General features: G+C 56.6%; 28 protein-coding genes, 1 pseudogene and 1 riboswitch. Of the genes and pseudogenes, 18 read left to right on the top strand and 11 right to left on the bottom strand.

Annotated elements, in window-relative coordinates; all coding sequences use genetic code 11:
• Positions 1-70: 70 nt before the first annotated feature.
• Both ACXUPB_RS12990 and ACXUPB_RS12985 read left to right on the top strand, forming a co-directional pair.
• A complete protein-coding gene (locus ACXUPB_RS12990; protein ID WP_035557071.1) occupies positions 71-733 on the top strand; it encodes a bifunctional 4-hydroxy-2-oxoglutarate aldolase/2-dehydro-3-deoxy-phosphogluconate aldolase in 663 nt (220 codons plus the stop codon).
• Positions 734-992: 259 nt separating this feature from the next.
• A complete protein-coding gene (locus tag ACXUPB_RS12985) occupies positions 993-2,588 on the top strand; it encodes a solute:sodium symporter family transporter (RefSeq protein WP_179917443.1) in 1,596 nt (531 codons plus the stop codon).
• A gap of 142 nt (positions 2,589-2,730) precedes the next feature.
• Here ACXUPB_RS12985 and ACXUPB_RS12980 read toward each other — a convergent pair whose 3' ends face one another.
• The 8 genes from ACXUPB_RS12980 to edd all read right to left on the bottom strand — a co-directional run bounded on the left by ACXUPB_RS12980 (position 2,731) and on the right by edd (position 11,195).
• Positions 2,731-3,627 carry an SMP-30/gluconolactonase/LRE family protein gene (locus tag ACXUPB_RS12980; protein WP_035557074.1) on the bottom strand — a complete coding sequence of 299 codons (897 nt, stop codon included), beginning with the start codon at positions 3,625-3,627 and terminating at the stop codon, positions 2,731-2,733.
• Positions 3,628-3,645: 18 nt separating this feature from the next.
• Positions 3,646-4,251 carry a 2-dehydro-3-deoxy-6-phosphogalactonate aldolase gene (locus ACXUPB_RS12975; RefSeq protein WP_035557075.1) on the bottom strand — a complete coding sequence of 202 codons (606 nt, stop codon included), beginning with the start codon at positions 4,249-4,251 and terminating at the stop codon, positions 3,646-3,648.
• A 22-nt stretch (positions 4,252-4,273) separates the two neighbouring features.
• Positions 4,274-5,272 (bottom strand): 2-dehydro-3-deoxygalactonokinase, encoded by a 999-nt coding sequence (locus tag ACXUPB_RS12970; RefSeq protein ID WP_179915845.1) that lies wholly within the window; start codon positions 5,270-5,272, stop codon positions 4,274-4,276.
• A 3-nt stretch (positions 5,273-5,275) separates the two neighbouring features.
• Positions 5,276-6,424: a galactonate dehydratase gene (gene dgoD, locus ACXUPB_RS12965; protein WP_035557077.1), complete on the bottom strand. Its 1,149-nt coding sequence runs from the start codon at positions 6,422-6,424 to the stop codon at positions 5,276-5,278.
• Between the two features lie 43 nt (positions 6,425-6,467).
• Positions 6,468-7,187 carry a FadR/GntR family transcriptional regulator gene (locus ACXUPB_RS12960; RefSeq protein ID WP_179915846.1) on the bottom strand — a complete coding sequence of 240 codons (720 nt, stop codon included), beginning with the start codon at positions 7,185-7,187 and terminating at the stop codon, positions 6,468-6,470.
• Positions 7,188-7,370: 183 nt separating this feature from the next.
• Positions 7,371-8,318, bottom strand: coding sequence for a carbohydrate kinase family protein (locus ACXUPB_RS12955; RefSeq protein ID WP_179915847.1), 948 nt, complete (start codon positions 8,316-8,318; stop codon positions 7,371-7,373).
• Between the two features lie 22 nt (positions 8,319-8,340).
• The gene (glk, locus tag ACXUPB_RS12950) at positions 8,341-9,306 is read right to left on the bottom strand and encodes a glucokinase (RefSeq protein WP_179915848.1); all 966 of its coding nucleotides are present in this window, start codon (positions 9,304-9,306) and stop codon (positions 8,341-8,343) included.
• On the bottom strand, positions 9,306-11,195 hold the full coding sequence (gene edd / locus ACXUPB_RS12945; RefSeq protein WP_179915849.1) for a phosphogluconate dehydratase: 1,890 nt from the start codon (positions 11,193-11,195) through the stop codon (positions 9,306-9,308). Before edd ends, glk begins: the two co-directional genes overlap by 1 nt.
• 282 nt (positions 11,196-11,477) lie before the next feature.
• Between edd and cobT the strand changes: the two genes are divergently transcribed.
• The 8 genes from cobT to ACXUPB_RS12905 are packed head-to-tail and all read left to right on the top strand — an operon-like array spanning position 11,478 to position 17,606.
• Positions 11,478-12,527 (top strand): nicotinate-nucleotide--dimethylbenzimidazole phosphoribosyltransferase, encoded by a 1,050-nt coding sequence (gene cobT, locus ACXUPB_RS12940; RefSeq protein WP_472952762.1) that lies wholly within the window; start codon positions 11,478-11,480, stop codon positions 12,525-12,527.
• A 2-nt stretch (positions 12,528-12,529) separates the two neighbouring features.
• A complete protein-coding gene (locus ACXUPB_RS12935) occupies positions 12,530-13,216 on the top strand; it encodes an adenosylcobinamide amidohydrolase (RefSeq protein WP_472952760.1) in 687 nt (228 codons plus the stop codon).
• Positions 13,213-14,217, top strand: coding sequence for an adenosylcobinamide-phosphate synthase CbiB (gene cbiB / locus ACXUPB_RS12930; RefSeq protein ID WP_472952759.1), 1,005 nt, complete (start codon positions 13,213-13,215; stop codon positions 14,215-14,217). Before ACXUPB_RS12935 ends, cbiB begins: the two co-directional genes overlap by 4 nt.
• Positions 14,214-15,317, top strand: a complete 1,104-nt coding sequence (cobD, locus tag ACXUPB_RS12925) for a threonine-phosphate decarboxylase CobD (protein WP_472952758.1) — start codon at positions 14,214-14,216, stop codon at positions 15,315-15,317. Before cbiB ends, cobD begins: the two co-directional genes overlap by 4 nt.
• Positions 15,301-15,852, top strand: a complete 552-nt coding sequence (locus ACXUPB_RS12920) for a bifunctional adenosylcobinamide kinase/adenosylcobinamide-phosphate guanylyltransferase (RefSeq protein WP_472952756.1) — start codon at positions 15,301-15,303, stop codon at positions 15,850-15,852. Before cobD ends, ACXUPB_RS12920 begins: the two co-directional genes overlap by 17 nt.
• Positions 15,853-15,868: 16 nt before the next feature.
• On the top strand, positions 15,869-16,639 hold the full coding sequence (gene cobS / locus ACXUPB_RS12915) for an adenosylcobinamide-GDP ribazoletransferase (protein ID WP_472952754.1): 771 nt from the start codon (positions 15,869-15,871) through the stop codon (positions 16,637-16,639).
• Complete coding sequence (locus tag ACXUPB_RS12910) at positions 16,576-17,229, top strand: histidine phosphatase family protein (RefSeq protein WP_472952752.1); 654 nt, start codon at positions 16,576-16,578, stop codon at positions 17,227-17,229. The genes cobS and ACXUPB_RS12910 overlap by 64 nt, the downstream gene beginning before the upstream one ends.
• Positions 17,181-17,606: a bifunctional adenosylcobinamide kinase/adenosylcobinamide-phosphate guanylyltransferase gene (locus tag ACXUPB_RS12905; RefSeq protein ID WP_176304735.1), complete on the top strand. Its 426-nt coding sequence runs from the start codon at positions 17,181-17,183 to the stop codon at positions 17,604-17,606. Before ACXUPB_RS12910 ends, ACXUPB_RS12905 begins: the two co-directional genes overlap by 49 nt.
• A 43-nt stretch (positions 17,607-17,649) precedes the next feature.
• On the opposite strand, the gene ACXUPB_RS12900 is transcribed toward ACXUPB_RS12905, so the two are convergent.
• Together ACXUPB_RS12900 and ACXUPB_RS12895 are read right to left on the bottom strand one after the other, a co-directional pair.
• Positions 17,650-17,946 carry an addiction module antidote protein gene (locus ACXUPB_RS12900; RefSeq protein WP_339934718.1) on the bottom strand — a complete coding sequence of 99 codons (297 nt, stop codon included), beginning with the start codon at positions 17,944-17,946 and terminating at the stop codon, positions 17,650-17,652.
• A gap of 2 nt (positions 17,947-17,948) precedes the next feature.
• Positions 17,949-18,242 (bottom strand): type II toxin-antitoxin system RelE/ParE family toxin, encoded by a 294-nt coding sequence (locus tag ACXUPB_RS12895; protein WP_339934717.1) that lies wholly within the window; start codon positions 18,240-18,242, stop codon positions 17,949-17,951.
• 84 nt (positions 18,243-18,326) lie between these two features.
• A riboswitch (cobalamin riboswitch) is annotated at positions 18,327-18,561 on the top strand.
• Positions 18,562-18,707: 146 nt separating this feature from the next.
• Here ACXUPB_RS12895 and ACXUPB_RS12890 point away from each other — a divergent pair.
• From ACXUPB_RS12890 to ACXUPB_RS12875, 4 genes are read left to right on the top strand one after another with little or no spacing between them, the layout of a single operon-like run.
• Positions 18,708-20,528: a TonB-dependent receptor domain-containing protein gene (locus ACXUPB_RS12890; RefSeq protein WP_472952750.1), complete on the top strand. Its 1,821-nt coding sequence runs from the start codon at positions 18,708-18,710 to the stop codon at positions 20,526-20,528.
• The gene (locus ACXUPB_RS12885; RefSeq protein ID WP_472952749.1) at positions 20,509-21,432 is read left to right on the top strand and encodes a cobalamin-binding protein; all 924 of its coding nucleotides are present in this window, start codon (positions 20,509-20,511) and stop codon (positions 21,430-21,432) included. Before ACXUPB_RS12890 ends, ACXUPB_RS12885 begins: the two co-directional genes overlap by 20 nt.
• Positions 21,432-22,403 (top strand): FecCD family ABC transporter permease, encoded by a 972-nt coding sequence (locus tag ACXUPB_RS12880; protein WP_472952748.1) that lies wholly within the window; start codon positions 21,432-21,434, stop codon positions 22,401-22,403. Before ACXUPB_RS12885 ends, ACXUPB_RS12880 begins: the two co-directional genes overlap by 1 nt.
• Positions 22,403-23,173, top strand: coding sequence for an ABC transporter ATP-binding protein (locus ACXUPB_RS12875; protein WP_472952746.1), 771 nt, complete (start codon positions 22,403-22,405; stop codon positions 23,171-23,173). The genes ACXUPB_RS12880 and ACXUPB_RS12875 overlap by 1 nt, the downstream gene beginning before the upstream one ends.
• A 3-nt stretch (positions 23,174-23,176) precedes the next feature.
• Here the strand turns inward: ACXUPB_RS12875 and ACXUPB_RS12870 are convergent, their stop codons facing one another.
• On the bottom strand, positions 23,177-24,067 hold the full coding sequence (locus ACXUPB_RS12870; protein ID WP_472952745.1) for an NAD-dependent epimerase/dehydratase family protein: 891 nt from the start codon (positions 24,065-24,067) through the stop codon (positions 23,177-23,179).
• 141 nt (positions 24,068-24,208) lie between these two features.
• Here ACXUPB_RS12870 and ACXUPB_RS12865 point away from each other — a divergent pair, with 141 nt between their 5' ends.
• From ACXUPB_RS12865 to ACXUPB_RS12850, 4 genes and pseudogenes are all read left to right on the top strand, one after another.
• Positions 24,209-24,739 carry a nucleotide-binding protein gene (locus ACXUPB_RS12865; RefSeq protein ID WP_472952744.1) on the top strand — a complete coding sequence of 177 codons (531 nt, stop codon included), beginning with the start codon at positions 24,209-24,211 and terminating at the stop codon, positions 24,737-24,739.
• Between the two features lie 76 nt (positions 24,740-24,815).
• Entirely contained in the window at positions 24,816-25,865 is a 1,050-nt protein-coding gene (locus tag ACXUPB_RS12860; protein ID WP_472952743.1) for an IS110 family RNA-guided transposase, read from the top strand.
• 272 nt (positions 25,866-26,137) lie between these two features.
• Positions 26,138-26,440, top strand: a complete 303-nt coding sequence (locus ACXUPB_RS12855; protein ID WP_472952741.1) for a hypothetical protein — start codon at positions 26,138-26,140, stop codon at positions 26,438-26,440.
• Positions 26,441-26,452: 12 nt separating this feature from the next.
• Positions 26,453-26,914, top strand: a pseudogene (locus ACXUPB_RS12850) (cobyrinate a,c-diamide synthase); the annotation flags it as partial.
• Positions 26,915-26,934 lie beyond the last annotated feature (20 nt).

Below are 26,934 nucleotides of genomic sequence, written 5' to 3'. Positions count from 1 at the left end.
GGCCAATCCTTAGGCCTGCCCTTGAGAGTTAACCGCCTTAGTCAATAATAATTTGCTTGGAGACTCACTAATGACTATCGATAAACAGTTACCGTCCACCCGTACCGCCGAGCTGGATAGCATCTGCTCGAAAGCCGAAGTAATTCCGGTCATCACTATTGAGCGTTTGGAAGACGCTGTCCCGTTGGGCCGCGCACTGGTGGAAGGTGGGCTAACCGTACTGGAAATCACCCTGCGAACCGACTGTGCCCTGGAAGCGGTAAAACGCATGCGTGAAGCGCTGCCCGGTGCCAGCATTGGCGTGGGCACGGTATTAACCCCAGCCCAGTACCGCCAGGCCGAGCAGGTTGGCGCTGATTTTGTGGTAACCCCAGGTGCCACCGACGCCCTCTATCGCTATGGCGTTGAAAGCTCGGTACCGATGCTGCCAGGCGTCTCAACCGTTTCTGAGTTGATGACTGGCTGGCAGTATGGCTATCGTCGGTTTAAGTTCTTCCCTGCAGAATCCAGCGGTGGCGCTAAAGCGATCAAAGCGTTTGGTGCGCCGATTCCTGAAGCACGCTTCTGTCCCACCGGCGGTATCACTGTTGATAACGCCGATGACTATTTATCGTTGCCCAATGTGATGTGTGTCGGCGGTTCCTGGCTAACGCCTAAAGCAATGGTGGAAGCGGAAGATTGGGATGGTATCCGTGAACTCGCACGCCAATCAGCCGAGCGTTTTCATCATTAAGTAAGCCGCCGCTGCTCATCGATAGCAGTGCTGCCAACCGCCCTGGTTTATGTTTTTAAACGTCATGTTTAAGAACAGAACCGGGGCTTTTTTATGCGCTTACTGTACCCTCTTGGCTCTTGAAGGAGCTCCTAAGACTAAAGGTGTATAACAGGGCTATATTCAGCTCATCTAAAATGACTGACTAATATGTCTGACATTTTAATCCGCGCATACCGTAACGTGCGTGCCACATATAATGATGATGAGGTGAGTCAATATGCACGCGTTGACCCTGGCGTCCTTCCTGTTTTTTACAGGGCTAGTCGCCTTCATTACTTGGCGCATTACGCGCCGCGATGACCACTCAAGCACTAGCGGCTACTTTCTGGCTGGCCGCACGCTAACCTTCCCGTTGATTGCTGGCTCACTGCTGATGACCAACCTCTCTACCGAGCAAATGGTAGGGTTGAACGGGGCTGCCTTTGCTGATGGTTTAAGTGTAATGGCCTGGGAAGTGGTGGCTGTTATTGCGCTGGTAGCGCTGGCACTATTTTTCCTGCCACGATTTTTGAAAAGTGGCATAGCCACATTGCCGCAGTTACTCGAAATACGTTTCGATAAAACGACTCAGCTAATCACCAATATCATTTTCTTGATTGCCTACGCGGTGATTCTGCTGCCGATTATTCTCTATTCGGGCGCCATAGGGTTGCAGGGAATGCTTGATCTTCCTGGATTAACCGGCATTGAGTCGTCCACGGCGCTGCTCTGGTTAACGGTGTGGATCGTCGGCATTATCGGCTCGGTGTATGCGCTGTTTGGCGGGCTACGTACGGTAGCGGTTTCCGATACGCTTAACGGCATCGGGCTGCTGATCGGTGGCTTTGTGATTGTCTACTTCGGCCTGCAGGCCGTCAGTGGTGGCACGGGCATTATGGAAGGCTGGAATATCCTTAAAGAGAGCGACCCGGATAAGCTTAATTCGATTGGTGGCTCCGAGCAGCAGGTGCCGTTCTTTACGCTGTTTACCGGCGTATTCCTGATTAATCTTTTCTACTGGAGCACCAATCAGCAAATTATTCAGCGTACTTTTGCAGCCAAAAACCTTGCCGAAGGCCAGAAGGGCGTTCTACTGACCGGTCTTTTTAAACTGCTGGGACCGTTATATCTGGTGTTGCCCGGTATTATTGCTTATCACCTTTATGCCGATCAGGGTGTGCGTGCCGATGAAGCCTACGGCCATTTGGTGTTTAACGTTTTGCCGCCCTATCTAACCGGGTTTTTCGCCGCGGTGATGGTAGGCGCGATCCTATCGTCGTTTAACTCGGCACTTAACAGCACCACCACGATTTTCAGCCTGGGCATCTATAAAGGAGTGCTCAACAAAGAGGCTACCGAAGCACAGGTGGTCAAATCGGGTAAGGTGTTTGGCTGGATTATGGCCATCATCACGATGATTATCGCGCCGCTGCTGGCTGGTCAGGAGAGTCTGTTTGGCTACCTGCAGAAGATGAACGCGATCTATTTCATTCCGATTCTGGCTGTGGTGCTGGTTGGCCTATTGACCAAACGCGTTCCACCTATGGCGGCTAAAATTGCCCTGGTGGGTGGCTGTTTATTGATTGCTGCCGGTTACTTTGTGCCGCCCTTTACGCTGCTGCCGCAGATCATGCACGAGTTCCACTTCGTGGCGTTGGTCTTTGTGTTGCTGGTCGTCGTGATGCTGATTATCGGCAAGCTTCGCCCGCGTGAAACGGATTGGATTCAGCAGCACAGCGGCGATGTGGATCTAACGCCTTGGAAAGGCGCCGTGCCTGCCGGTATCGTGCTGGTAGTACTGGTTATCGTTATGTATATAAGCTTCGCTGGCTAAACTGGGATTGTCGGAACGAGGCCGTGTCGTTGCGAGGAGCGCAGTGACGCGGCAATCTCAACTTTCGGTGGCACATACCCCAAGATTGCTTCGCTTCGCTCGCAATGACAGGGGGTATGCGGTGGTGGCAACGACATCGAACCTATTTTAGGCGCAGTGGCGGCTCAGCTAGCCCAGCGATATCGAGTTCGACCACATAAAGCGAACCTGCCGTTGGCTCTTGAGCTAGCTGCTCAGCGCTAAATCCCTCTTGCGCCGTAGTGATATACAGCGTTTTTATGCCAGAACCTGAAAATGCTGAGCAAGTGGGTTGGCTGACCGGCAGCTCAACACGGCCTATCACTTTTCCGTCCTTATTCAGACGCACAACTTGTCCCGCACCCCACAGTGCTAGCCAAAGACAGCCTTCGCTATCGACTACAGCGCCATCGGGATTACCCAGGGTAGAGGAGAAGTCAGCCCAGGGCTGGGGTTCACCAGTGGGCCAGCCGTCGTCATCCAGTGCCCAGCGCATTACCACGCCGGTTACGGTGTCGGTAAACCAGGCAAACTGGCCATCCGCAGAGAAGCAGATAGCATTAGGAATCGTCAGGCCTGAGCGCAGTTGGGTAAGCTTGCCGCGGTGTAAGCGGTAGAGGCTGCCAGCGCCTTGCTCGGCGAATTTCCCCATACTGGAAAGCCATAGGCTGCCGTAACGATCCACGCGAGCATCATTGCTGCGAGTCATTGGATTGTCAGCTTCGAAATCGCAAAACTTTTCTACACTGCCGCTGGTTGGGTCGAAGCGGCTTAAGCGATCCTCACCGACTAGCAGCAGCCCGTCTTCTTCAAGTGGCGTGGCTAGCGATACCCTATGATCAAGCTGATAGTATCCGCTTTCCCCGGTGGCGGGGGATAGCCAGTGCAGCTGCTTTTCAAGAATATCGCACCAATAAAGGCGCCGATGTTTGGCGTCCCACTGGGGGCCTTCACCCAAGGTGCAGCGGCAATCGACCGCTAACTCGGCCTGCCACGTTGAAACGCTAATGTCTGTATTCATTGTTGTTGGCTCTCCTTATTATTCTCCCGCTAATAACCAGGCATCAACAAGGGCTTGCGCTTGTTGACGTACCTGAGCAGCGCTTTGGCCGGGTTTGTATAGCGCGCTGCCTAAGCCTGCGCCGTCGACGCCAGCGGCGCGCCACTCGGCAAAGTTATCGACACCCGCGCCGCCGACGGCATATAAAAGTGTGCCTTCGGGTAGCACCGAACGAACCGCTTTCATACCTTCTAAGCCTACCTGCACCGCGGGGAAAAGTTTAAGCCCGGTGGCGCCTGCATCCAGCGCATCGAAGGCTTCTGAAGGTGTCACAATACCCGGCCAGCTAGCCATGCCGAGCTTATACGTTTCTTCGATCACCGCTGGCCGACAGTTAGGGGAGACGATTAAGCGCCCCCCAGCAGCATGAACATCGCGCACCTGGGCAGGGGTGAGCACCGTGCCTGCACCAATCACTGCGCGCTCGCCAAATGCGTCTACCAAACGGCGAATGCTCTCCAGCGGGTTGGGTGAATTAAGTGGCACCTCGATCTGGGTGATACCTGCGGCGAGCACTGCTTCCGCGATATCCACGGCCTCATCAGGCGTTATACCGCGTAAAATACCAATCAGGGGCAGCGACATAGGCAATTTCTCCATGCTTAAATTATTTTAACGCGTGATGGGCGAGTCGAAGGCCAGCTAACACGGCAGTGTCGCCATCCATATGCTGCGTTTGATAGCCGATCGTATTGAGCGCCAGCGTATAGCGCTGGCTAAGCGCTTGATTGCCAATCAGCATGATGGGCTTATCGGTGGGGCACTTTCGGCAGGCGCCAGTGAGCTCAAGACCGATGGCGAGTCCAGAGAGCCTGGCCGCCAATACCGCACCACGCGTGTCCCCTGCAGGTAACCGACCATCAAGTAAATCTTGTGCGCGCAGGCCGAACAGGCGGCTACTAAACAGTTCGGGTGCTTCGTTTATTTCTCTGACTGCTGAAGTAAAGGCCTCACGGCAAGTCGGATCGTTAAGGTTGTTCCTGGCCGCAGAAGGTGTTGAAACGGAATGCTTTAGCACCGACTGGTTGGCCAATAGCTGATACAGCTCACCGGTTAGATAGGTCGTGAACTGAGTAACGGAACCCGCTTCAAGGGTAGCCCACTTAGCGTGGGTGCCGGGCAAACAGGCAAGGCCAGAAAAATCGGGGGTGTTGGCGACGAGCCCTGCTAACTGGGTCTCTTCACCGCGCATCACATCAAAGTGAGTTGCGGTACCTCGTGTTTGGCTTAAGCCAGGCAGCAGGTAAACACCTAGCTGGTCACCCCTAAGCGTTGGCGTCACAGCGCCTTGGCTAAGCTGGTCAAGCCGCGTGGGTACCGGCAAATAGGCGGCTTCCAGCCAACCCTGACGAGCGCCCGCCATCCCACAAACCATCACATCCGTCTGGCCGGAAGCGGGCAACCAATCACCCACCAGCCTTAACAGCTCGGTTTCGTACTCGTCGGCCTTTAGCGACAGCATGCCCTTGTCGCTGTTGGCTTGGGCAACCACTTGGTCGTGTTGATCCAGCCCCCAGGCGCGTAGGTTGCTAGAGCCCCAGTCCACAGCAATCCAGGCCAACTGATATGCTATTTCAGTCGTTTCACGCATCGCGCTTGATTCCATGGCTTACCACTCCGCAATTGAACCGTCTTCATGCGTCCAAACCGGGTTACGCCAGCGGTGACCGACCTTAGCGCGCTCCTCAACAAACTCTTCGTTGATCTCAACGCCAAGCCCTGGGCCTTGGGGAATGGCGCAGAAACCGTCTTCAATGGCGAGGGCAGATTTATCGACCAAGTAGTCGAGGACATCGTTGCCCTGGTTGTAGTGAATACCCATGCTCTGCTCTTGAATAAAGGCGTTGTGGCTGACCGCATCCAGCTGTAGCGATGCGGCCAGCGTTAACGGACCGAGCGGGCAATGGGGCGCCAGGGCGACATCGTAGGCCGAGGCCAGGGCGTTAATCTTTAGCCCCTCGCTGATCCCGCCGCAGTGGGAAATGTCGGGCTGAATAATGTCGATCATGCCGTCGGCCAGCAGGTCGCGGAACTGGAAGCGGGTGTGCAGCCGTTCCCCGGTGGCCAGCGGGTAGCCCAGACCACCGGCAATATCCTTCAGGCAAGGCAAGTGCTCCGGGGCGACCGGCTCTTCCACGAACATCGGGTGAAAAGGCTCCAGCTCGCGCAGCAGTGCTTTGGCCATTGGCCGATGTACGCGGCCATGAAAGTCGATCCCAATGCCGATATCCGGGCCCACGGCGTTTCGCGCTTCCGCGACTCGTGCTACTGCTTCATCAATCTTGCGATGGGAATCGACAATTTGCAGTTCGGGCGTCCCGTTCATCTTGAAAGCGGTAAAGCCTTTTTCGACCAGGGCCTTAGCACCAGCGCCCACATCGCTCGGGCGGTCGCCACCGGTCCAGGCGTACATGCGCATTTTGTCGCGCACGGCACCGCCTAGCAGCTGGTGAACGGGTACACCCAGATCGCGGCCTTTAAGATCCCATAGCGCCTGGTCAATACCGGCAATCGCGCTCATCAGAATAGGACCACCACGATAAAAACCGGCGCGATACATGATGTTCCAAAGATGCTCAATGCGGTGCGGGTCTTGGCCGATCAAGTAGTCAGAAAGCTCATGCACAGCGGCTTCAACGGTTGCCGCGCGGCCTTCAATCACCGGTTCACCCCAGCCGTAGCAGCCTTCGTCAGTCTCAATTTTAAGGAACAGCCAGCGCGGAGGAACTTGCCAGGTCTTGAGTTTGGTAATTTTCATGTTCGGTCATCCTTCTGAATAGGAAGTCTTCATTGCGTAATTGTCAGCTGACGATGCCAAGGTCGATGGCCGTGCGGCGCAGCACTTCTCTGGCGGCAGTTTCCGCGCTACTGATGTCGCGATGACGGATGGCATCAAGTACCTGGCGGTGGCGGGCTAGGCTGTCATCTAAGGTGTCGGTTCGATCCTGCGAGCGGTGTATCAGCGCCATGATAGAAGGGCGCAGTAAATGGCCCATTTGCCGCCAGACCAAATTATGGCTGGCCCGGTAGGTAGCATCGTGAAAGGCAACATCGTATTCGGCATGCTCAGCACGCGCTTCAACACTGCCTGCCGTGCGCTCCATGCCCGCAAAGGCACTCTCCAGACGTTCAAGATCCTCGGTATTGGCTGCCTGGGCAGCGAGCCCTGCCACCACCGGTTCGGCTGAATAACGAAAGGCGTAAATGGCCCTGACCAGCTGTGGGTCAAGGTTGACCAGGCCGGTCATCCATTCGCTCATCAGTGGGTCAAGCAAGTGCCACTCACCCAGCTCTCTTACTAGCGTGCCACGGCCCGCGGTGCGCTCTAGTAGCCCGGCTGCGGTCAGGCTGGTTAGCGCGTTACGTACCTGATTACGGCTGACCGCAAAGTGTTGGCCGATATCCAGCTCACGTGGAAAGATGTCACCCGGTTGCCAGTGACCTGCCAGCAGTGCCTGAGCGAGTAAACGCGCTAACTGTTCAGCACCACCCTGATGGGGAGGCAAGGCGTCCAACGTCATGGCGGATCTCGTCAATGGCCGTATTGCCCTCAGTCTATTAAATGTCTGACATTTCTACAAGCAAGCTCCTTTAGACATAAGTACGAGCTAAAAGGCTGTCTAGTAACCCTACGTGCGGACATAAAAAAATGGCGCGTCTGAAGCAGGCGCGCCATTTAATTAATGCTTATGTGTTTTTACTGACTAATCAATATCGGCTCGGGTCGGCAGTGCGGCGTAGGCGCCCGGTCGAGTGACGGCGTGCGCACCGCAGCGGCAGGCAGTATCCACTGCCCGATGCAGGAAGTCGCTATCATTGTGCCAGTTTTCATTGATGCCATGGGCCGAAAGCTCCGCTAACAGCCCGCCAATAAAGGCATCGCCGCCAGCGGTGGTATCGACCGCTTCAACGTTGGGTGGCGCGATGCGCTGGTCGACGCCGACGCCTTTGAGAATGACCTCATTAGGACCGTCGGTAATCAAGATGACTTTCACACCTGCCGCCAGCCGCTCTGATAGCCACGATTCTGCAGGATGATCGGCGCGCAAGTAGTCGAGCTCTTCCTGTGACAGCTTGAGCAGCTCAGCACCGTCTAGCAGTTGCGTAACTAGGCTGGCATCGGCTTCGCCGCCGGGCCACAGGTTGTGGCGCAGGTTGGCATCGACGCTGATCAGGCAACCTGCGCGCTTGGCCATGGTGGCCATCGCCAGGGTAACGTCGGCGATCTCTGGGTCGGTTAGGCTGTTACTGCATAAGTGCAGAATGGCGGGGTTCTCGAAGACGCTATGGGGTAAATGCTCAAGGCGATAAAGCAGGTCAGCAGCGGGCGGGCGATAGAAATCAAAAGTCCGTTCGCCCACGTCATCACGGGAAACAAACGCCAGCGCCGTGCGCGACTGTTTAGTGAATTCAACGCCGCTGGTGTCTACGCCATGGCTGTTGAGTTCGCGCACAATGAAGTGCCCAAACGTATCGTCGCCCACCATGCCTAAAAATTGGCTAGGAACGCCCAAGCGGGCGCAGGCGACCGCCACGTTTGCGGGTGCACCGCCAGCATAGGGGGTAAAGGTTTCCTGGGTGCCCGTGGCTGCCCCTAAACGGCTGGAGAGCATATCGACCAGCGCTTCCCCAAACGCGATGACTGGTGTCATCAGTGACTCCTTATTAATATTATTAGAAAACTTCTTCGTTATGCAGCGCCTCGGCGGCACCTAATAAGCCGGTCCAAGGGGCGGTAACCACCCATATTGGAATATCAGCATTATAGGTACCCATGCGGCCTTTATTGATAAAGGCCGTGCGCAAGTCGCTCTTGGGCAACCAGTCAAGCAAGCGCGGAAGAATACCGCCACACAGATAAACACCGCCCCTTGCGCCCATGGTCAAGGTGGTATCACCGCACACATCACCCAGAATTTTGAGAAAGCGAAGTAGGGCAGCAGTGGCGAGGCTATCGCCTTCATTGGCGGCTTTGGTGACATCCGCCGGGCTAGCTAAGCATGGCTCAACACCTTCAAACGTGCAGTAGGCTTGATAAAGTTCTAACAAACCCTGGCCGCATAAGACTCGCTCTACACTGATTCGCGTACGACGCTGTTTAAACACATCCACAATCGCTCGCTCGGTATCATCCGTCGGCGCGAAGGTGACATGGCCGCCTTCGGTAGGCAGTGGAATCCAGGCGCGCTGGCCGGGGAATACCCCGGCAACGCCTAGCCCCGTGCCAGGCCCGATGACAAGGCGTGTGGCGTGCGCCTGAGACTTGCCCGGCTGGACTTCGACCAATTCACTGGCAGCGACATGAGGCACACCCAGCGCCTGGGCGGTGAAGTCGTTAATGACTTTAAAAACAGCGAGGTTAAGCGCTTGCTGAACCTCGCTTTTTAAAAATTCCCAGTGGTTATTGGTCATCTTGACCCGCTCAGAGTGAACGGGGCAGGCGAAGGCTAAGCACGCCTCTTGAGGCGCGTTTTCACCGGTGGCGCCCACACGGTTCAAGTAGTCTTGAACCGCTTCTACAACACCAGGGTAGTCGGCGCAGGGTAAGTTCAAAATATCGTGTGGGGTTATTTCACCGGGAGAGACCAACGCCAAACGTGCGTTGGTTCCCCCGATATCGCCGATCAGCGCCGGTCGCATCAGGCATCCTCTTGTGAGATTTGCCCCTGCTGGCGGGCGAGATCATCGGCTTCAAAGCCACCGAATACACCAGCGCCTTCTTCACCGCGCATGGCAAGGTGACGGAAGCCGCCAAACAGCTCGCGACCCAAGCCCACGTGGTAGTGATCCAGGTTACCGATGGCCAGTTGCCGATCAGCCCAGCTGGCGGGGTCAACTTTGGCTTCCAGCGTGCCCGCATTGGCATCCAGGCGCACAATATCGCCATCGCGCAGTTTGGCCAGCGGGCCACCATCCAGGGCTTCCGGACTCATGTGGATAGAAGCCGGTACCTTGCCCGATGCGCCCGACATGCGGCCATCGGTGACCAGCGCCACTTTATAGCCACGGTCCTGCAGCACGCCCAGGAACGGCGTTAGTTTGTGTAGCTCGGGCATGCCGTTAGCTTTGGGCCCCTGGAAGCGTACAACCACGATGACATCGCGGTCTAAATCGCCAGACTCAAAAGCCGCTTTCATTTCATTTTGATCTTCGAAGATTTTTACCGGCGCTTCAACAATGCGATGCTCTTCGGCGACTGCGGAGATTTTAATCACACCGCGTCCCAGGTTGCCTTTCATCACCGTTAAACCACCCGTTGCCGCGAAGGGCGTAGCGACAGGGCGCAGAACGTCTTCATCAAGGCTTTTTTCGGGGCCTTCATGCCAGACGACTTTGCCATCTTCCAGGAACGGTTCCTGGGTGTAAGCGGTGAGGTCGGTGCCGAAAACAGTGGGGATATCGCCGTGTAACAAGCCAGCGCCCAGCAGCTCGCGGAACAGGTAGCTCATGCCGCCCGCCGCCTGGAAGTGGTTAATATCCGCCTGGCCGTTAGGGTAAACCTGCATCAGGCTGGGCGTAACTGCCGAAAGGTCGGTGAAGTCATCCCAGTTCAGGGTAATGCCCGCAGCGGCGGCCATGGCGATCAGGTGCATCGTATGGTTGGTTGAACCACCGGAAGCCAGCAAACCCACCACGGCGTTAACAATCGCGCGCTCATCAATCTGTTTAAAGAACGGGCGATAGTCGCCGCCGGGTTCGGTGTTACGAATAGCCTGCTCTGTGGCGTAGCGGGTCAGTGCTTCGCGCATCTCGGTGCCAGGGTTTACAAAAGAAGTGCCGGGCAGGTGTAGGCCCATCACCTCCATCATTAGCTGGTTGGAGTTGGCGGTGCCGTAGAAGGTGCAGGTGCCGGGGCTGTGGTAGGACTCCGACTCGGCTTCAAGCAGCTCGGCGCGGCCCACTTTACCTTCTGCGTAGAGTTGGCGGACGCGCGCCTTCTCTTTGTTAGGCAGGCCGCTGGGCATTGGGCCCGCGGGGACAAACATGGCGGGCAGATGCCCAAAGCGTGCGGCAGCGATGAAAAGGCCTGGAATTATCTTGTCGCATACACCCAGATAAAGGGCAGCATCAAACATATTGTGCGAGAGGCCAACGGCAGCGGACATGGCAATCACATCGCGAGAAAACAGGGAAAGTTCCATCCCCGGCTGGCCTTGAGTCACACCGTCGCACATGGCGGGCACGCCACCGGCAAACTGAGCGGTTGAGCCCATGGCACTGGCGGCTGCTTTAATCGTTTCAGGAAACGTCTCAAACGGCTGGTGCGCCGAGAGCATATCGTTGTAAGACGATATAATCCCTAAGTTGGCGCTGTTCATCAGCTTGAGTTCGTTCTTATCACGCGGGTTACAGGCCGCGAAACCGTGGGCCAGGTTGCCACAGCTTAGTTCGGCACGGTGCACACCACGTTTGTGCTGGTCAGCCATGCGCCGCTCATAGAGGGCGCGCCGCTCAGCAGAGCGCTCACGAATGCGCTGGGTAACCTCAGCAACGGTAGGGTTTAAAGTGGCAGGTGTTGAGCTCGGCATAGGGACCTCTGCGTGATAGAGACGGTGAGTGAAGCTTGTAGTTATTTTACATTTTTTGGCGTCGATATAAGAGACTTTACGGCAATAAAAACAGCAATTGTAGTTTTATTACCCGAATTTGGTGTGCAGGTACCAGCACACCAAGAAGCATAGATATATCTAGAAGACCCTGAAAGGGTGGAAGATCGGTCAATGAAATAGCAAGTATAGCACTCCGGCTTTTGCTACCATTTTGTGCTTTGCCTTTGAACGTTTGATTACCCCTACCGACTCGGAGCTTGCATGCACGCCATTGTTGACCACATTCAGTCAGTTGATCTCAATGCCGGTGAAGAGACGTGTCGCTACTTGGATACGCTGACCAAGCCGCCAGGTAGTTTGGGTGGTTTAGAAGAGTTAGCCATCCAACTCAGCGCCATCGCCGGCGAGCTCAAGCCCAACGTGACGCCGCCTGCGGTCATCGTATTTGCTGCGGATCATGGGGTGGCTGCTGAGGGTGTCTCCGCGTTTCCGCAAGAAGTGACCGCGCAGATGGTTGCCAATTTTGCCAATGGCGGGGCGGCGATTAATGTCTTTGCGCGGCAGATCAATGCATTTGTTGAGATAGTCGATGTTGGCGTGGCTTCGACGTTAACACTGCCTGGTGTGACCTCTGCCAAGGTGCGCCACGGCACCGCCAATATGGTGGACGAAGACGCGATGCATCCGGCTGAAGCCATTGAGGCTATTAATGTGGGTGTGGCGGCCGTGGAACGAGCAAAAAGGGCGGGTGCCAAATGCATTATTGTGGGTGAAATGGGCATTGCCAATACGACTGCTAGCAGCGCGATATTAGCGGTACTAACGGGGGAGACGGTGGCAAGCGTGGTCGGCGCGGGGACTGGAATTGCCCCCCAGCAGCAGGCGCACAAAGTGGCAGTGATTGAACGCGCTATCGCTGCGCGTAACGCTGATCCCCAAGCCCCTCTAGAGGTGCTGGCAAAGCTAGGCGGCCTGGAAATTGCCGCTATGACCGGCGCTTATTTGGCAGCAGCTGCCCAACGCTTACCCGCCATTGTGGATGGCTTTATTGCCACTGTCGCCGCGCTCACCGCCTGCCGACTCTGCCCCGCAGTGCGTGGCTACCTGATGTTTGGCCATCGCTCCCAGGAGCCAGGCCACGATGTAGCGTTAAAAGCGCTGGAGGCCAAGCCCCTGCTCGATATGGGCATGCGGCTTGGCGAAGGCAGCGGCGCGGCGCTGGCGTATCCATTGCTGCAAGCAGCGGCAGCGATGATGGCAGAAATGGCTACTTTCACAGATGCCGGTGTAAGTGATAAAGCCACCCTATGAGCATGCTGGAGAGACTTCCCTTTAATCAGCCATTAACGCTCTCGCAAAGCGAGCAGTGCTTGGCGATAACCTCTCAGTTACCCTTGCGCACGCTGAGCAGCGCCCTGATAGGTGATGGTTTTGGCAGCAGGCGGCACTTCGCCAATTTTCATGTTGATTACCGTTACGATGGGCGCGCTCCCAAGGCGGATCTTAGCGCCTGGCTGGGTGGCATGGGTATGCCCGCTTCATCGGTCGCGATGATGACCGCAGTGCGTTTAAGCAACGCCTCCATTGTCAGCATGCCATTAGCGCAGCTAGACCATGGCGTTATGGCGCTGGTGACAGCGGGAGCGGGCAATGCGGTGGATATCACCGCACTTCACTCACAGGATCCCCGCTTAGTAGCAGGCACTATCAACGTTTTTGTATTTGTCGATGCCCACCTGACCGACGGTGCGCTGGTGAATGCGTGCTTGTCGATTACGGAGGCCAAGGTTCAGGCGCTCTATATGGCTGGCGTTATCGATACACATAGCGGTACAGCGGCTACCGGCACGTCGACGGATTGTGTCTGTATGGCAGCTACCCAGCGCGGAGAATTGTCTCCCTATGCAGGTTCAGGAACGGTTCTGGGTCGAGCAATTGGAAGGGCGGTGTATCAGGCAACGCTGAACTCGCTAGCCAGTGCTAACGAGATGCCCCTATGAACATACCTTTCGCGCTATCAAGTATCGTCATGGTGATGCTTGCGATAGCGATTGATTTAGTGGTTGGCGATCCGCGCTCAATACCGCATCCAGTGGTGCTCATCGGGCGGTTTATCAGCAGTTTTGAGCGGCTTTGGAATCGCGGTACGGCCCAACAGCGCAGATTCAGTGGCTTCCTGCTAACCATTATTGTCGTTGGCGGCGTATGGGGAGTTAGCTGGCTGCTGCTCTTGGTGCTAACGCAGTTGCATCCCGGTTTGGCACTGATCGTTGAGCTTTGGCTGCTCTCCACCACGCTTGCTATTAAAGGACTGGGCGATGCAGCCCGTTCCGTGGTTGCGCCGCTGACCAAAGGTGATTTGCCTTCCGCACGCCAGGCGCTAGGGATGATTGTCGGCCGGGATACGCAAAACTTAGATGAAGCGGAGATTGCACGGGGCACGGTGGAAACCGTGGCGGAGAATACCGTTGACGGCATTACCGCGCCGCTTTTTTTTGCGCTTATCGGCGGGGCGCCACTAGCGCTGGCGTATAAGGCGGTGAATACCCTGGATTCGATGGTAGGCTACAAAAACGAGCGCTTCACTGACTTTGGTTTTGCTTCCGCGAAGCTGGACGATGTAGCCAACTGGATTCCGGCACGCTTAACGGCGCTGTGTTTATGGCTCGCAGGCTTGTTACTCAGTGCGTCAGGCGTATTGAAACTGCGCTGGCGAGGCGCACTGCGCGGTACCTGCCAGGATGCGCCGCGTCACCCGAGCCCTAACGCCGGTTGGCCGGAGGCCATGGTCGCCCGGTTGCTAGGTGTGCAACTGGGCGGCACCAATTTCTATCAGAGCGTGGCTTCCCATCGTGCCACTCTGGGCGAGCCGCTTGAAGTACTTGAGGTTATGCATATCAGTGCCACAATTCGATTGATGCACGGCGCTTGGGTGCTATTTCTTTTGCTGTCAGTGGGCGTGATCGCTGGGCTAATATTGACTCTTCAGGGGCGTTTATGAGCACACCCGTATGGCCCAGCCATGGCGGCCAAGCCGAGGCACTGCTTGCCCATTTTGAGCTGCCTGCCGATCATCGCCTGGAAGATTTTAGCGCCAACCTCAACCCGCTGGGGCCGCCCGCATGGGTGCGCGATTGGCTAACGCGACAGCTATCGGGCCTTGGACACTATCCAGCGCCCGATTATTCAGCTGCGCGTCAGGCCATCGCCACCCATCACCAGCTTCAGCCCGAACAGGTGTTACTGACGAATGGCGGCGCTGAAGCAATTTTTCTAGCCGCTGCACTGCATGCCGGCCAACGGGCGGCGATTATTACCCCGAGCTTTGGCGAATATGCCCGCGCCTCTCGCGCCCATCGGCTTTCAATCAACGAGATTCCGCTGTCCCCACAGGATTTTAGTCTGGATATTGATGCACTGCTGGCAGCATTAAGCGACACCGATGTGCTGTTTCTATGCCGCCCCAATAATCCTACCGCGACGCTAATAGACTTCTCGACCATGGTGGTCTTGCTGGAGCACACCGCTGCTCTTAATTGTCGGGTGGTGGTCGATGAAGCCTTTATCGATATGGTGGGTAACATCCAAGACGAGGCATCACTGACAACGTTATTGGCACGCTATCCAAATCTAGTGTTGCTGCACTCCATGACCAAGTTTTATACCCTGCCGGGTCTCCGGTTGGGCTACCTGCTGGCGGATGCGGCCACGGTTCAAGCGGCACGGGCCCACCAACCGCCGTGGAGTGTCAATCACTTAGCGGCGGAACTGGTAGCGCCACTACTGGCGGATGATGCGTTTACCCGACGCACTCAGCGGTGGTGGGCCAGTGAGCACCCACGCATGGCACAAGCGCTTGCTCAATTGGGGCTGGAAGTGTTGCCCAGCCAAGCGTGCTTTTTCCTGCTCCGCCCTGGGGCCGAACAGCGTGCAAGCGGCATCACTAGTGACATACTGCTTGAGCGCCTGTTGCGCCGAGGCGTACTGGTGCGCCATACGCATAACTTTGCCAGGCTTAATGGTGAATGGCTGCGAGTGGCGCTACGCGACGAGCCCGCCAATCGACGCTTGATAAAGGTGCTGAATGATTGTTTTCGTTAGCGGTGGTGCGCGTTCAGGTAAAAGCGATGTCGCCGAGCAGCAGGTTGTAAATGCTGCGGGCCGTTCGCCCTGTTACTACTTAGCCACCGCAGACGTATACGACGCCGAAATGGCCGCGCGCGTGGCCCGTCATCGCCAATCCAGACAAGAGGAATGGCAGGGCGCTCAGTGGAAAACACTGGAAGAGCCACTTGCCATTGATCAAGCAATCGCCAAAGTGCCCAATGGTAGCGCCGTGCTGCTGGATTGCTTAACGCTTTGGGCCGGCCAAGTGCTGTATGCCAGTGAGCTAAGCGAAGAGGAGGGCTTGGCACTGCTGGCAAGCGCACTTGTGGATGCCCGAGCGCGAAGCCTTTATCTCGTGATTGTCTCCAATGATATCAACGAAGCGCTGCCTCCCTCGGATGCTGAAACCTGGCGTTATCTGGCGTTTCTTCAACACCTTCACTGTCGGCTGGCAGCAGAGGCGGACTCGGTAATAGAAGTGGTGGCGGGGTGCGTCATTGATTGGAAGTCCGCAAAGGCATTTTGTTAATGGAGGAGCTGTCGATTTGAGAAATGCCCTGTTCGGTCTTCTGCTTGCGCTGCAGTTCCTTACCCGCGTCCCTATTCCAATAACCGTACCCTGGATACCTGATACCCGACGCTGGGCAGTACGCGCCTATCCGTTAGTGGGGCTGTTGATTGGCACCGTGCTAGCAGTGGTAGCGTTGGGGATGCACAACGTTCCCGCGCCGATCACCGCGCTGACATTGCTAAGCATTTGGGTGGCTATTTCGGGCGGGCTGCATTTAGACGGCGTAATGGATATCGCCGATGCGCTAGGCAGCAATCAGCCCCTGGCGCGCCGCTGGGAAATCATGAAAGACCCGCAAATCGGCAGCTTTGGTATGTTGGCGCTGGTGTTTCTGCTTGCCTGGAAGGGCGTGCTGCTGTGGGCGCTGCTGGCTTATCATGCACCCTGGTGGTGGCTATTAGCAGTCCCCGCGCTAGGGCGCTGGGCAGGTGTGGCGTTACTGGTGCTGACTCCCTGCACACAACAGAAGGGCTTGGCCTGGAGCTGGCAGCAGTCGCTTAGCGGCCAAGACGTAGCGCTTGCGCTGGTGCCGCTGGCGTTGATCGCCCTACTAGCGCCCGCGATAGTGTTGATGGTGCTATTGGTCACTGTTTTTGTGTTACTAATCCGCTGGCTAATGCTGCGACTGTTTAACGGAATTAACGGCGATATGGTAGGCGCCACCATCGAAGGGGGAGAGCTTTGGCTACTGATCTTACTGTGGAGCTGGTGGCAGTTCGCCACGGTATCACCGCTTGGAATTTAGAACGTCGTTATCAAGGACAGCGCGATATTCCGTTGCTGTTTCCCGAGGCTGAAGCTGGGCTTCTAGCACTGCGCGACGCGTTGGTGGATGAGCGGTTTGATGCCATCTACTCCAGCGACCTTAACCGCTGCCAGCAAACCCTGGCGTGGGCAGAAGTTACCAAGGGCGGCGTGCCGCTCACCCTCGAGCCACGCCTGCGCGAGCTTGATTTTGGCGAGTACGAAGGCAAGGTTTACAACGAACTAAAAGACTTACCTCACTACCGTGCCTGGATTGATAGCGTGGGCGAGCTGCAAATTCCTGGGGGCGAATCGGCGGCTCAACTGCGCGCGCGTCTTGATGCCTGGCTTTATGATTTGGCGACCAATGCTCGTGCCGATGGTCACAAAAAGATACTGGCCGTCACCCACGGCGGCGTAATCCGTGAGCTGCGTCGCCGTTTTGAGACGATCCACTTCTGGGAGGGTACCGTGCTTCAAGCGCAAGGCAGGCGTTGGCAGCTTATTTATCAAAAAGACGAACATGGCAAAGGGGAATGGCAATGCAGCTCTTCATCGGCGGTGCCTGCGCTGGCAAACGCGACGCCGTAATTGCTCGCTTTCCCGAAGCGCAGTGGTGGCGGCTTGATGCCGCGCAGCCTTTCATCGATAGCCAGCAAGCGCTAGTAGCCAATACGCCGCTGATTATCACCGGCGTGCTTGAGTGGCTAGGTGCTGCTCTTGAACGTGATGATAACGATGCCCTGCGCCAGCAGTGGCAGCGCGATATGATCCAGCTTTGCCAGCGCGCCGACGAGTTAAACGCGGCGTTAATCATTATCGCCACCGACGTTGGCCGTGGGGTTGTGCCCATGGAACCAGAGCAGCGGCGCCTGCGTGATCTCAATGGCTGGTTCACCCAAGACGCCACCGCCCAAGCTGAAGAGGTATGGTATGTGCGCCATGGGTTGGTGATGGCGCTCAAGTAGCTGACGAGTCAGTCGCTGAAAATAGCATTTAGGGACTAGCAGGCTAAGCCGCTGGTTTGTGGGGTCGGGTGGTGAGATCCACCCCTAGAGCACGGGTTACCGCTAACATTGTCTTGAGTGTGGGGTTACCCGATTCGCCAAAAGAGCGGTAAAGCTGTTCGCGTGACAAGCCAGTTTCAATTGCCAGTTGAGACATGCCTTTCGCTCTGGCGGCTACACCAACAGCTTTTGCAATGTAGCTGGCATCACCGGTTTCAAAAGCATCTGATAAAAATATCGCAATGGCTTCTTCGTTATCCAGCGCTGCCGCGGGATCGTAATCGTAAAGTTGTTCGCTCATGTTTACCTCCATGCCTTCGCAAGGCGATGAGCTGTGTCTATATCTTTCTGTTGCGTGCTTTTGTTACCGCCACACAGTAATAAAATAAATTCATCGCCGCGCTTAAAGAAGTAGACCCGATAGCCAGGCCCATAATGAATGCGTAGCTCACTTACGCCTTGGCCGACTGGCTGTACATCACCAGCTAGGCCATTGGCTAGGCGAAAGATACGCGCAGCGATAGTAGCTTTAGCACGTGAATCTTTGAGTTTGCTTTCCCACTTCCGGAAAGTGTCTGTCTGCTTTATGTCAGCCATCCATTTAATGTAGTTTATAGATTACAGTTTCTGCAATAGCAAAATTGACCGCCCTTTCAATTGACCTCTCTTGGGCAAGTTGCTAGCTTACGCCCACTCTTAGGTGCTGGCGGTGGATAAAGCCGCTAGTGAAACGGGAAGTTGGTGAACGCCTCGCGTGATTCCAACGCTGCCCCCGCAACGGTGATCGAGATAAGAACGGCCAATACGCCACTGTGCTCACGCACGGGAAGGTGGTCGTTCGGAAAAGAGTGGCTCTGTTTGCTAGAGACACCTTTCGCTCGTCAGCCCGGAGACCGGCCCGAGAGTAATGGTTCTAACTGAACCACACCATGCCGAGACGCGGAGGGCGTTCTTAGGGCAGTGAACGGTAGCGCAACGCTATCGTTACTCCCTTGTTTTTGCCCCGCGCTCGGTCAAAAAAACTGCGTTGTGCGGGTGAGCACGACGAGCAAGGGATCTCACATGAACCACCGTTTTCACACCACCGCCAAACGGGCGGCGTTTTGTATGGCTGCGTTACCGCTAGCCATCTCCTTTTCTGCCCAGGCCCAATATGCCGAAGCGACGACCGAATTAGCCGCGCTAGATCCTGTCGTTGTGACTGCTGCGTTAGCGCCCCGTACGGCTAACGAAAGCCTTTCATCTGTTAGCGTGCTGGACGAAGCTACTTTCCGAAATCAAGACCCCACCAGCCTGACGGATCTTCTGCGCGGCCAGCCGGGCGTTGATGTCACTAGCAACGGTAGCTTTGGCAAAAGCAGCAGCGTTTACCTGCGTGGGGCGCCTAGCGATGCCTCCGTGCTAATGATTGATGGCATTCGCCTGCGCTCTGCCACGGCAGGCGGTGCCGCGTTTCAGTATTTAGACCCACGTATGTTTGACCGCGCTGAAATCGTGCGCGGCCCGCGCGGAAGCCTTTACGGCGCAGATGCGGTCGGCGGTGTCATTCAGCTCTTTACACCTGATGGTGACGAGGAAGGCCCGAAACCTCGAATTTCAGTTGGCGGTGGCTCATTTAATACCCAGCGGTTAAGCGCAGGTATTTCGGGACGCGAGGGGGGCACGCGCTACAGCTTTGCCGGTAGTCATTTCAATACCGACGGTCAGCCTATTCGTCGGGGTGGTGAAGACAAAGGCTACGACAACACCTCTGCGCTGGCCCGTGTTGCGCATACCTTTGAAAGTGGCGCTGAGGTTGGTGTGCTGGCGCTGCGCGCTCGCGGTAACAATGAATATGATGGCGGAGAGAATGACTTCGTCCAGCAGGTAGCGGGTATTTATGGCGAGCTGCCAGTTACCGATACCTGGCAAAGTCGCCTAACGCTTAGCGAAGCTCGTGATGAGCTGGACACCATCGATAATTTCGGTGGCTCAGTGATTGACACCCGCACCCAAACTGCCCGCTGGCAGAACAATTTTCAGTTTGGCGCTCATGAATTGATCGCTGGCGCTGAAATCAGCGAAGACCGTGTTTCAAGCACCAACGATTTTGATGTTACCAGTCGCGATAACACCGCTGTGTTTACGCAAGGGCTACTCGACTTTTCGCCGTTCGCCATTCAAGCAAGCCTGCGTTACGACGACAACGAAGCTTATGGCGATGAAGTCACCGGCAGTTTGGCGTTGGGTTACGACCTGGATAATTATCATACGCTGCGCGCTAGCGTAGGCACCGCCTTTAAAGCGCCAAGTTTTAATGACCTTTATTGGCCGAATTCAGGCAATCCTGATCTCAATCCTGAAACGTCTGAAACCGTTGAGGTAGGCGTTCGCGGCCAATACAGCCAGTGGTTCTGGGACTTGGCCGCCTTCCAAAACGACTACGATGATCTGATTGCCTGGGCACCGACGCCCAGCGGATTATGGGCGCCGCAAAACGTCAATCATGCGCGTATTCGCGGTGCTGAGCTTTCCAGTGGTGTCGAAATCAGCGATTGGACTCTGCAAGCTGCGTTTACCTACCTGGACCCAGAAGACCAGGATACCGGCAATCGGTTAGCCCGCCGCGCCACCCAAAGTGTACGTTTGGATGCCGACCGCGAGCTTGGTGATTGGTCGCTGGGTGGTTCATTAGTCGCGCAGAATCACCGCTACGATAATGCCGCTAATACCGAGCGTTTGAATGGCTATGGGCTGGTTAACCTGCGTGCAGGTTGGCAGTTTGCGCCGCTCTGGACGGCGCGTGTTACGGTAGAAAATGCCTTTGATAAAGAGTATGAAACGACGAGTGACTACATTAACGCCGGCCGAGCAGGGTTCTTGAGTGTTCACTTTGGCCAATAAAAAGAGTGGCTTAGCGCGCGGGGCTTTGGGCCTCGCGCTGCTATTGATGGCAACGGTTGCACCGGCAAACGATCAGTCGCGCTGCGCAGTGGATGACCGTGATCGCGAGGTCTGTCTTCACAATGCTGCTCAGCGAATTGCCACGCTCTCGCCTGGCGCCACCGAGCTGACCTATGCGGCCGGCGCGGGGAATCAGGTAGTCGCCGTCGTTTCGTATAGCGACTATCCCCCGGAAGCCAAACAAGTAGCCTCGGTGGGTAGCCATACCCGGATTGATTTGGAAAAGCTGGTGGGCCTAGCGCCGGATTTAGTGATTGGCTGGGTAACCGGCAACCCCGCTGAACAGCTTGAAACCCTCGAAGCCTTAGGCATGCCGGTGTTCTATATTGAGCCTCGCGATATGGACGGCGTGGCTAGCGCCATCGAACGCTTGGCGAGGCTGGCAGGAACGGAAACGGCCGGGCAGGCGGTGGCCGATAATTTTCGTACGACCATGAATGACCTGGAAGAGCGCTATCGAGACCGCGAGCCGGTCGCCACGTTCTACCAAGTCTGGGACGAGCCGCTAATGAGTGTTAACGACCAGCACCTTATCGGTCAGGTGGTTGAGATTTGTGGCGGTCAAAATGTGTTTGGTGAGCAAACACGCCTTGTGCCGCGTATCGATGATGAAGCGGTACTGGCGGCAAATCCTGAAGCGATTATTGCCGGTGGCATGGGTGAAGAGAACCGCCACTGGCTGACCCATTGGGAGCAGTATTCCAACTTGAAGGCGGTTGCGGAAGATAATCTTTTCTTTGTGCCGCCTTCACTGATTCAGCGGCCCACGCCGCGCCTGATGGAGGGCACACAGCTCCTCTGTGAAAAGCTCGATATCGCCCGCCAAAAACGTGAGCGCAACTAATGCTAGCGCGCCTGGGTCTCCCGCTTAGCCTGCTATTACTAGCGGCGCTGGCAGCGCTACTCTTAGCGCTTGGCGTCGGCAGCGCTAAGATTTCTCCTGCGCAAATTTGGGACTTGTTGCAAGGCGAAGGCGATGCATTGGCGCGAACCATGGTGATGGAGCTGCGCTTGCCCAGGGCGCTCTCGGCGTTTGCCGTTGGCGGCTTGTTGGCAGTAGCGGGTGCTTTGATGCAGGTGCTATTGCGCAATCCTCTTGCGGACCCTTATGTACTCGGACTTTCCGGCGGTGCCTCGATTGGCGCCCTAGCTGCCATGCTCGGTGGGTTAGGCGGGCTGGCGATTTCAAGTTCGGCGTTTGGCGGCGCGCTATTTTCGACGTTTTTAGTCTTCGGTTTGGCCCACGGCAGCGGCGGGTGGACACCTTCGCGGCTGCTACTCACCGGCGTTGTAGTGGCCGCGGGGTGGGGCGCAGTGATTACGTTGATGCTGGCGTTAAGCCCCGCCGAGCGCCTGCCGGGCATGCTCTACTGGCTGATGGGCGATCTCTCCTATTCGCGCACGCCTTGGCCGCCGCTACTGCTTTTACTGGCCACCTGCGTGGTGGTGATTCCGCTTGGGCGTAGCTTGAATGTGCTGGCCCGTGGCCCACAGCAAGCCGCCGCGCTGGGCGTGGCGGTTCGGCCGCTGGAGTGGTGTATCTACGTTGCCGCTAGCTTACTGACCGCCGCTGCAGTCACTACGGCTGGCAGCATTGGTTTTGTGGGTTTAGTGGTGCCGCATATGTTGCGCCTGCTGCTAGGCAACGACCAGCGGCTGATACTGCCCGCCTGTGCATTGGCAGGTGGCACTTTGTTAGTGCTGGCCGATACCCTGGCGCGTACCCTGATCGCCCCGGAACAGTTGCCCGTTGGGGTCATTACTGCGCTATTGGGCGTGCCCACCTTCCTGTTTCTGCTCTACCGGAGCCGCTGATGAGCGTACTAGCTACCCGCGATCTCATCATCGATGTGCCCGGCCGCGAAGGCGGTACGCCGCTAAATATAACCATCGAGCCAGGGCAGGTATGGGGCGTATTAGGGCCTAACGGTGCGGGTAAAACGACGCTATTACACACACTGGCTGGGCTTCAGGCGCCGCGTTCAGGCAGCGTAGAACTCAATGACTCGGCGCTTGATCAACTGCGCCGCCGTCATGTTGCTCAGCGATTGGGGTTAGTGTTTCAAGACCGCCAGGATGGCTTTCCCGCGACCGTGCTGGAAACCGCACTGATCGGTCGTCATCCCTATCTCTCCCCGTGGCAGATGGAGGGTGCTGATGACTACGCCCGCGCGGAAGCCGCCCTGGAGCGTCTGGATGTAGCGCACCTGCGTGACCGCTTGGTAAGCACACTTTCCGGCGGCGAGCGCCAGCGGGTGGCGATTGCCACTGTTCTCACCCAGGCACCCAATGTGTGGCTGGCGGATGAACCGACTAACCACTTGGATCTTCATCATCAGAGTGCCGTGATGGCACTAATGGCGGAGCAGGCCGCTGAAGGGCACGCCGTTATGATGTGCTTGCACGACCTGAACCTGGCTGCCCGCTGGTGCGACCACGTGCTGTTGATGTATCCCAATGGCGAGGTGTGCTGGGGACCGCGAGATAGCATGCTGGTGCCCAGTGCGTTAGAAAGCCTCTACCGCCAAAAGCTAGCGGTGGTAGAGGTAGATGGCGCGCCGGTGTTTGTGCCGATAAAGGGCTAATGCTTACTGCGAGAGCTCATCCCGCCAGGCGTGGCGGGGGGCGAAGCCGACCAGTCGGCGGGCCTTTTCGTTGCTGTAGAACGTCTCGAATTCGCCCATGTCGCGCTTGATGGGGACGCCAGCATAGAAGCGCTCGATCACTTCAGCGTTGGTTAGGCTAACCGATAGGTCGTCATTGGCGACGTTGAACACTTGGTAGCCCAGGCCGTCCGTTTTCAGGCAGCAATCGACCATCTGGCCCAGGTCGCGGGCATCGATGTAGGCGAAAATATTGCGGCGACGCAGAGCGGGGTCTTCCAGGTAGGCCGGAAAATCCTGGCGGTACTCGTGGGGCTCGATAACGTTGTTGATGCGCAGGCCGTAGATGTCGATGCCTGAACGCGCCTGGAAGGAGCGGGCGGTCACCTCGTTGACCACTTTGCTCATCGCGTAGCTATCTTCCGGCACGGTGGGGTGTTCTTCATCGATGGGAAGGTAGTCCGGTTTCTTCTCGCCATCGGCGAAACAGACGCCGTAGGTGGTCTCGCTGGAAGCGAAGATAACCTTAGGAATGCCCAGTTTGGTGGCGGCATCCAGCACGTTGTAGGTGCTCAGCGTATTGATGCGGTAGGTCTCATTATCTGGCCGGTGCAGGATGGCAGGAATAGCGGCGAAATGAACAATGGCATCGTAACGCGGCACGCCGGTGCCAGGCTCAAGCTCATCGAACCCGGCGTAGGCGTGGCAGGCGTTGAATACCTGGCCAGCATCGGTCAGGTCGGTTTTCAGGGTGGTGATGCCGGGCACGTCAGACGTCACCCAATCCAGGTTGGTAACGCGGTGACCTTGATCGCGAAGATAAGCAGTGGCATGGCGGCCAGCCTTGCCACTGCCGCCAGTAAACAGAATACGCATGCGGTAACCCCGGTTGGTGAAACGAAGCGGAACATAGAATCAAACGAAGACCTTCACCTTAGCAAAGAAAGGTTCGACCCGCCGACACTTAGCCGTTAACGCATGGAAATGGGCTAACCATTAACCGTTAAAAGGATCGTTATGTTTCAAGGCAAAGCACACGCAGCATTGATCAGTGCGCCTGGCTCAGGCCAGGGGAAATCAATGGTCACCGCGGCGCTGGCACGGCTTCATCGCAATGCAGGGCTTACCGTGCGGGTGTTCAAGCACGGTCCCGATTACCTTGATCCCATGATTCAGGAAGTGGCCTCCGGTCAGCCCGTGTATCAGCTTCACCCCTGGATGACCGGCGAAGAGGAGTGCCGCTGGCGCTTAGCTGAAGCCGCCCAGGAAGCAGATGTGATTCTGGTCGAAGGCTCCATGGGGCTATTTGATGGCTCGCCTTCCAGCGCTGATTTGGCAATCTTGGCAGGCATCCCCGCGCTGCCGGTGATTGATGCCTGGGGCATGGCGCAAACCTTTGGCGCGGTGGCGCAAGGTTTGGCCAATTATCATCCCGATCTTGCCATTCATGAAGTGATTGCCAACCGCGTCGGCAGCCCCGGCCACGGCAAACTGCTCGCCGACAGCATGCCGGAAGGCATCGCGCTGCTTGGGGCCATTCCCCAATGAAAGGGACTCCTCCCCTCTCGAAGCTTCAGCGAGCTACATTGATAGTTGAACCACATCAATGCGGAGGGGAAGAGCCATGAACAAGCATAAGACAATAGGTATTGATCTGGCAAAGCGTGTTTTCCAAGTGTGTGTTGTCGACACTCGCCGCCCGCGTGTTCAGGTCAACAAAGAGCTTAAACGGCATCAGGTCTTGGATTTTATGCGCCGCCAACCGGCCTGTCGGGTGTTCATGGAGGCGTGCGGTGGATCGCATTATTGGGCGCGACAGCTGCAGGCCCTCGGCCATACCGTTGCCCTCATATCGCCCCAGTTTGTAACGCCCTTTCGCAAGGGGCATAAGACAGATGCCAATGACGCGCTCGCCATTGTAGAGGCCGGGTTGCGCCCTGATATGCGCTTTGTACCGCTCAAAAGCGTCGAGCAACAGGATATTCAGAGCCTGCACCGCATTCGGGAAAGGTATATTCATCAACGCACCCAGTTGATCAATCAGGTTCATGGGTTATTGCAGGAATATGGAGTGATCAGCGGTCGGGGACAGAAAGCGTTAAAGCAACGTGTCTGGCTCGCCCTGGAAGATGCCGATAACGAGCTTTCGATGCTGATGCGTGACTTGATTGCCGAGCAAATGGCGGAGCTGGATCGACTCAACGAGCGCATTCAGTCACTGGATAAGCGCGTGGAGCAGATGAGCCGTGCGGTGATGCCTTGTCGCCAACTGTTGGCGATTGAGGGAGTGGGGCCGGTGGTCGCCACCCAGCTCTATAGCGCCCTCGGTAACGGCGACGCGTTCAAGAAAGGTCGCCAAGCGTCAGCCTATCTGGGGTTAACGCCGACACAACACAGCAGTGGTGGCATCGCGAAGATCAAGGGCATTGGCCGAACGGGGCAAATCTCGCTGAAAGCCGCCCTGATACGTGGCGCACACTCGGTCATCAACACCGTGGGTGACAAACAGGATGCTAAAAGTCGTTGGCTACGATCCCTGGTCGCTCGCGTTGGCAAGAACAAAGCGGCTGTCGCGTTAGCGAACAAGACAGTGCGAACCGCCTGGGCGGTTCTGCACAGCGGACAGTCCTATTGTAGAGAGTTTAACGACGGTTCCGCGCTGATGGTGAGCTAAGCGGTAACATCATCAGCGGCTAAGCGCCGACAGGCGGCTACCTTGTTGCCGGGCAACGATCGATGAAAAACAGGTCAGACCGACCTTCTCAAAACCTGCTCATTGCGATGGCTGAAAAAGCCTACGCCTCGTTGAGGAGAGAAGGTGCGCGACGTTCATCAGGGTCAGGGGATAGCGTCCCCATTAAGAGACCGACTATACGCACGCATCGGCTTATGTTGTTCATCATCGGAGCTTGCAACCGGGGAGGAGTCCCTATACGCAATGAGGCAATGAAAATCCCCGACCGCCATCTAGGCCTAGTCCAAGCCAGTGAATTAAGCGGCCTGGATGCGCAGCTTGATGCTGCCGCCGAGGTATTGAGAGAAGCGGGTTTAGACCGCTTGCCCAAGCTGGTCACGCTAAGCGCGGAATCGCCAACGCCGGTGCCGGATTACCTTAATGGCGTGCGCATTGCGATTGCCCGAGACGACGCCTTTGCGTTTATCTACCGCGCCAATGTAGACGTGCTGCGCGCTATGGGCGCAGAAGTCAGCTTCTTTTCACCGCTTAATGATCGTCAGTTACCCGAATGAGATGCGCTCTGGTTACCGGGCGGTTATCCCGAGCTTAACGCGGCTCGATTGAGCGCCAACCACAGCATGTTCGAGGCGATTAGCGCCCATCACCGCGCGGGCAAACCGATACTCGCAGAGTGCGGCGGCTTGATGGCCTGCGTTGAGCAACTGGTAGACGGCGAGGGTGAAAGCCACGCCATGCTGGGCCTTCTCAACGGCACCGCGAAAATGGCTGGTAAACTCACCGCGCTAGGGCTGCAAAGCCTACATGCCGGTGCAGGCGAGCTACGTGGCCATACCTATCATCACTCTCTGCTTGAAACCGCGATGACGCCACTGGCGCGCACTCGCAAACTAGCCGGTAGCGAAGCCGAGCCGATCTACCGCGAAGGCGGGTTGGTCGCGAGCTACTTCCACGGCTACTTTCCCTCTGCGCCCAAGCTGGTCGCGGATATTTTTACCGGGCAGCCGATTAGCATCAATAACGGTTAACGAAATATGTGGAAGATTTT

It is taken from the genome of Vreelandella sp. DA03-1M (genome assembly GCF_055725665.1).
The sequence above is the reverse complement of the archived record's forward strand: the minus strand, read 5'-3'. Positions and strand labels throughout refer to the sequence as shown.

Coding starts and splice junctions, on each gene's coding strand:
- ACXUPB_RS12990 (WP_035557071.1), top strand. CDS start 71: ATGACTATCGATAAACAGTTACCGTCCACCCGTACCGCCGAGCTGGAT.
- ACXUPB_RS12985 (WP_179917443.1), top strand. CDS start 993: ATGCACGCGTTGACCCTGGCGTCCTTCCTGTTTTTTACAGGGCTAGTC.
- ACXUPB_RS12980 (WP_035557074.1), bottom strand. CDS start 3,627: ATGAATACAGACATTAGCGTTTCAACGTGGCAGGCCGAGTTAGCGGTC.
- ACXUPB_RS12975 (WP_035557075.1), bottom strand. CDS start 4,251: ATGTCGCTGCCCCTGATTGGTATTTTACGCGGTATAACGCCTGATGAG.
- ACXUPB_RS12970 (WP_179915845.1), bottom strand. CDS start 5,272: ATGGAATCAAGCGCGATGCGTGAAACGACTGAAATAGCATATCAGTTG.
- dgoD (WP_035557077.1), bottom strand. CDS start 6,424: ATGAAAATTACCAAACTCAAGACCTGGCAAGTTCCTCCGCGCTGGCTG.
- ACXUPB_RS12960 (WP_179915846.1), bottom strand. CDS start 7,187: ATGACGTTGGACGCCTTGCCTCCCCATCAGGGTGGTGCTGAACAGTTA.
- ACXUPB_RS12955 (WP_179915847.1), bottom strand. CDS start 8,318: ATGACACCAGTCATCGCGTTTGGGGAAGCGCTGGTCGATATGCTCTCC.
- glk (WP_179915848.1), bottom strand. CDS start 9,306: ATGCGACCGGCGCTGATCGGCGATATCGGGGGAACCAACGCACGTTTG.
- edd (WP_179915849.1), bottom strand. CDS start 11,195: ATGCCGAGCTCAACACCTGCCACTTTAAACCCTACCGTTGCTGAGGTT.
- cobT (WP_472952762.1), top strand. CDS start 11,478: ATGCACGCCATTGTTGACCACATTCAGTCAGTTGATCTCAATGCCGGT.
- ACXUPB_RS12935 (WP_472952760.1), top strand. CDS start 12,530: ATGCTGGAGAGACTTCCCTTTAATCAGCCATTAACGCTCTCGCAAAGC.
- cbiB (WP_472952759.1), top strand. CDS start 13,213: ATGAACATACCTTTCGCGCTATCAAGTATCGTCATGGTGATGCTTGCG.
- cobD (WP_472952758.1), top strand. CDS start 14,214: ATGAGCACACCCGTATGGCCCAGCCATGGCGGCCAAGCCGAGGCACTG.
- ACXUPB_RS12920 (WP_472952756.1), top strand. CDS start 15,301: ATGATTGTTTTCGTTAGCGGTGGTGCGCGTTCAGGTAAAAGCGATGTC.
- ACXUPB_RS12905 (WP_176304735.1), top strand. CDS start 17,181: ATGCAGCTCTTCATCGGCGGTGCCTGCGCTGGCAAACGCGACGCCGTA.
- ACXUPB_RS12900 (WP_339934718.1), bottom strand. CDS start 17,946: ATGAGCGAACAACTTTACGATTACGATCCCGCGGCAGCGCTGGATAAC.
- ACXUPB_RS12895 (WP_339934717.1), bottom strand. CDS start 18,242: ATGGCTGACATAAAGCAGACAGACACTTTCCGGAAGTGGGAAAGCAAA.
- ACXUPB_RS12890 (WP_472952750.1), top strand. CDS start 18,708: ATGAACCACCGTTTTCACACCACCGCCAAACGGGCGGCGTTTTGTATG.
- ACXUPB_RS12880 (WP_472952748.1), top strand. CDS start 21,432: ATGCTAGCGCGCCTGGGTCTCCCGCTTAGCCTGCTATTACTAGCGGCG.
- ACXUPB_RS12875 (WP_472952746.1), top strand. CDS start 22,403: ATGAGCGTACTAGCTACCCGCGATCTCATCATCGATGTGCCCGGCCGC.
- ACXUPB_RS12870 (WP_472952745.1), bottom strand. CDS start 24,067: ATGCGTATTCTGTTTACTGGCGGCAGTGGCAAGGCTGGCCGCCATGCC.
- ACXUPB_RS12865 (WP_472952744.1), top strand. CDS start 24,209: ATGTTTCAAGGCAAAGCACACGCAGCATTGATCAGTGCGCCTGGCTCA.
- ACXUPB_RS12860 (WP_472952743.1), top strand. CDS start 24,816: ATGAACAAGCATAAGACAATAGGTATTGATCTGGCAAAGCGTGTTTTC.
- ACXUPB_RS12855 (WP_472952741.1), top strand. CDS start 26,138: ATGAAAATCCCCGACCGCCATCTAGGCCTAGTCCAAGCCAGTGAATTA.